Source organism: Streptomyces sp. 13-12-16 (genome assembly GCF_002114215.1).
Lineage (GTDB): Bacteria > Actinomycetota > Actinomycetes > Streptomycetales > Streptomycetaceae > Streptomyces.
Genome location: NZ_NCTE01000149.1, coordinates 1 through 3,200, shown reverse-complemented (window position 1 = coordinate 3,200; position 3,200 = coordinate 1). Strand labels below are relative to the sequence as shown.

Genomic DNA, 3,200 nt, shown 5'->3' with positions numbered 1-3,200 from the left:
CCAACCACGACGGCCCCGCCGCACGAACCGGTCCCCGGGCCCACGCACCGCACGCCCCGCGCACTCACACCGCTTCGTAGGCCAGCCCGCCGCACGCCGACGCACCGCCGGACACCTGACCGCAGCGGTCCAGCTCGCACCAGATCCGCTTGCCGGCCCCTTCCGCGCTCCACCCCCACCGGTCCGCCAGCCCGTCCACGAGCGCGAGCCCGCGCCCGCCCGTCGCCTCGCCGTCCACACAGCGCGGCACCGGCGCCCGTTCGCTGCGGTCGGCCACCTCCAGGCGGACGGTGGCCTCCTCGGCGTCCTCCCCCGGCAGGGAGAGCCGCAGCACGGCCGGACAGCCGGTGTGCACCACGGCGTTGGTGACGAGCTCCGAGACGAGCAGGATCAGGGTCTCGGCGAGCGGTTCGTCGGCCCCTATGCCCGAGCCGGCCAGCCGCGAACGGGCCCACCGCCGGGCCCGTCCCACCTCAGCGGGGTCGGGCCGGATCTCCAGCTGCACTTGAAGCACCTGCACCGCTCACACCATCCGAACCGGCGGACACTTGGACTCGCGCCTCACGAGGGCCACGATCGTAGCCATTTTCTGCATGGCCAGAACAACGGCCGGGACAGGGGTCACGGAACGTGAATCCCTTGTGGGACAGCATGGTTGACGTACAGTCACCCCAACAAGCGCTTCGGGCATATTCCAGCGCGAAGGAGTACACGTGCGGCATACTGTGCGACGCCCGCCGCGGGAAGTCGAACGGGTGCCGGCGTTTCGCCTGGCCACCCGGCGGGAAGTCGCAGGCACCGGCCGGTACGGAGTCGCCTCGGGGGCGACTCCGGCGCGGTGCGTACGCGGGACCACTCGCATCCCACACAAGGTACCGGAGCGGACGTCCGACTCCGGGCCGTGACGAGTGCCGCACAGGACACAAGCCGGTATCAACCCTCCGTGATCATGAAAATGCCACGATCCGTGACATCCGCGCGGAGGCGTCCCGCCGAGGCCACCGGGACCGCCGGGGTCGCCGGAGCTACTCGGGGACGGTGAAGTAGCGGGCGAAGGACCGGACGATCTCCTCCTCGCCGATCCTGCCGTCGCCGTCCGAGTCCAGCGCGGCGGCGGCCGTACGGGCGAGGTCCTCGGGGACGCCGAGCACCTTGAGGACCCGCGCGGTGTCCTCGACGCCGGCCGTGCCGTCCCCGTCGGTGTCGGCGACGGCGAGCACCGCGTGCAGGAAGGGTCGGGCGATCTCGGCGAACCGGTCCGGGTTGTCCCGCAGCCGCTTGACCGCGCCGTTCACGAACTCCTCGCGCGTGATGCGCTGGTCGCCGTCGCGGTCCGCGATCCCCGCCATGCCCTGCCAGAACGCCTCGGCGCCGATGTACAGGGCCTGGCCCCGGTCGGAGCGGGCCGCGGTGCCGAACTCGGCGAGCAGCGCCTTGGCCGCTTTGCTGAAGTCCTCGCGGTCGATGTAGCCGTTGCCGTCCTGGTCGAAGCCCGCGAAGCGGGCCGCGATCCTGCGCTCGTACTCGCTGGTGACCATGTCTCTCAGGCCGCCTTAGGTCAGTGGGTCGTCTCGCTGGGAGCGTACGTGGTGGTGGGTCTCCGAGGAGCCGGAAAGCGACGCCTGGACCAAGACCGGGGGAATAACGGGACAAGCGTGTGACACGTGTGAGCGCCCGCGCGCGGCGTCACGCCGACAGCGGGCGGGAGTCCTCGTCGACCGCGGAGGGGACGTCCGGGTGGATCTCGAAGAGCCGGCGGACCCCGAGGGCGCCGAGCACCTTGTTGACGTGACTGCCGTCGGCGGCCCCCCGCGCGGGGAGGATCAGCCGCAGACTGCCCCGGCAGGAGCGGAGCAGCCGGCGGGAGGCTATGAGCACGCCGACCCCGCTGGAGTCGCAGAACCACACCTCGGAGAGGTCGAGGACGAGGCTGTGCCTGCCCTCCGCCACCACGTCGTGCACCCGCTGGCGCAGCACCGGGGACGTCACCAGGTCCAGCTCGCCCGAGACCCGGAGCACGGCCCACTCGCCGTGCTCCTTGTCGGTCACTTTGAAGGTCACCACCACGCCCCTCGCTCACCGAAACGGAAGCAGTCCCTACGCTTCCTTGCAGCGCGGCTGCCCACCGGCCGTTCCCTGAAACGCGAGCCGAGAAACGGATGCCGAACAGAAAGGGCTTATTTTAGTCGTCTTCGATCTGATTCGATCGGTTCCGATCGGTGCGGAGGTGGGCGGATGCGGCCCGGACGGTGTCCGACGTGGGCGGGCGGCCCCTTACCACCTGCGGCTCCTCCAGGGGCGCACATTGCCATAAAGGGGCGTGCGCCCTCCTCCGTGCCGACTACATTCCTGGGGTCGCAGGCCACACCGGAACCGGGTACCGACCGACCCGGGACCGGGAAGGAACAGGGGGTGAGGGGCCGCATGCCGAAAACGGACGTACCGCCCCGCTGGGACCGCAGGATGCAGCAGCGGCTCGCGCGCGGGGAGGCGGCGGCCCTCGGCGAGCTCTACGACCGGTTCGCCTCGCTCGTGCACGGCCTCGCCCACCGCGTCGTCGGCGACGAACACGCCGCCGACGCCGTCACCCGTGACGTCTTCGCCCACGTCTGGGAACACCCGGACTCCTACGACCCCGCGCAGGAACCCCTGCGCACCTGGCTCGCCACGCTGACCAGCCTGCTGGCCGTACGACGGCTGCGCACCACGGAGACCGCGGCGCTCGCCCGCGGCGGCCCCGGCACCACGGAGGACCTGGAGCGCACGGTGCGGCACGCCTCGGTGGCGGCCCGCGCCGACTACATCGTCCAGTCCATGCCGGCGCCGCTGCGGGCCGCCCTGGAACTGGCGTACTTCCAGCGCCGGGACTACCGCCGGACCGCCGCCGACCTGGGCGTCACCGACGACGAGGCGCGCCGCCGGCTCCGCCTCGGCCTGCAGTTGCTGGCCACCGCGCACGACGTCGGGGCCCCCGGCAACCCGCCCGGGATCGGGGGCGCCGCGTGAGCGGGCACCGTGCCGGACCGCTCGTGCTGGAGCACCACGTGCTGAAGTCGCTGCTGGGTGCCTGGGCGCTGGCCGCCTGCGCGCAGGCGGAGGCGGACGCCGTCGAGGAGCACCTCGGCGCCTGCGGGTCCTGCGCGGACGAGGCGCTGCGGCTGCGCGAGGCGGTCGGCCTGCTCCAGCGGCCCGAGAGCCTG

The 3,200-nt window shown here is 72.4% G+C and carries 4 protein-coding genes and 1 pseudogene; 2 read left to right on the top strand and 3 right to left on the bottom strand.

Annotated elements, in window-relative coordinates:
• Positions 1 to 64: 64 nt before the first annotated feature.
• From B7767_RS07015 to B7767_RS07000, 3 genes are all read right to left on the bottom strand, one after another.
• Entirely contained in the window at positions 65 to 505 is a 441-nt protein-coding gene (locus B7767_RS07015; protein ID WP_085571381.1) for an ATP-binding protein, read from the bottom strand.
• Between the two features lie 520 nt (positions 506 to 1,025).
• Entirely contained in the window at positions 1,026 to 1,538 is a 513-nt protein-coding gene (locus B7767_RS07005; protein WP_085571379.1) for an EF-hand domain-containing protein, read from the bottom strand.
• Between the two features lie 148 nt (positions 1,539 to 1,686).
• Positions 1,687 to 2,067, bottom strand: a complete 381-nt coding sequence (locus tag B7767_RS07000) for an STAS domain-containing protein (protein ID WP_085571378.1) — start codon at positions 2,065 to 2,067, stop codon at positions 1,687 to 1,689.
• Between the two features lie 357 nt (positions 2,068 to 2,424).
• Here B7767_RS07000 and B7767_RS06995 point away from each other — a divergent pair, with 357 nt between their 5' ends.
• Both B7767_RS06995 and B7767_RS06990 read left to right on the top strand, forming a co-directional pair.
• Complete coding sequence (locus tag B7767_RS06995) at positions 2,425 to 3,006, top strand: sigma-70 family RNA polymerase sigma factor (RefSeq protein ID WP_085571377.1); 582 nt, start codon at positions 2,425 to 2,427, stop codon at positions 3,004 to 3,006.
• Positions 2,958 to 3,200 (top strand): annotated as a pseudogene (locus B7767_RS06990) (MDMPI N domain containing protein); the annotation flags it as partial. The gene B7767_RS06995 and the pseudogene B7767_RS06990, both read left to right, overlap by 49 nt.

Excerpts from the sequence above, each read along its gene's own strand:
- B7767_RS07005 (WP_085571379.1), bottom strand. The coding sequence starts at position 1,538 with ATGGTCACCAGCGAGTACGAGCGCAGGATCGCGGCCCGCTTCGCGGGC.
- B7767_RS06995 (WP_085571377.1), top strand. The coding sequence starts at position 2,425 with ATGCCGAAAACGGACGTACCGCCCCGCTGGGACCGCAGGATGCAGCAG.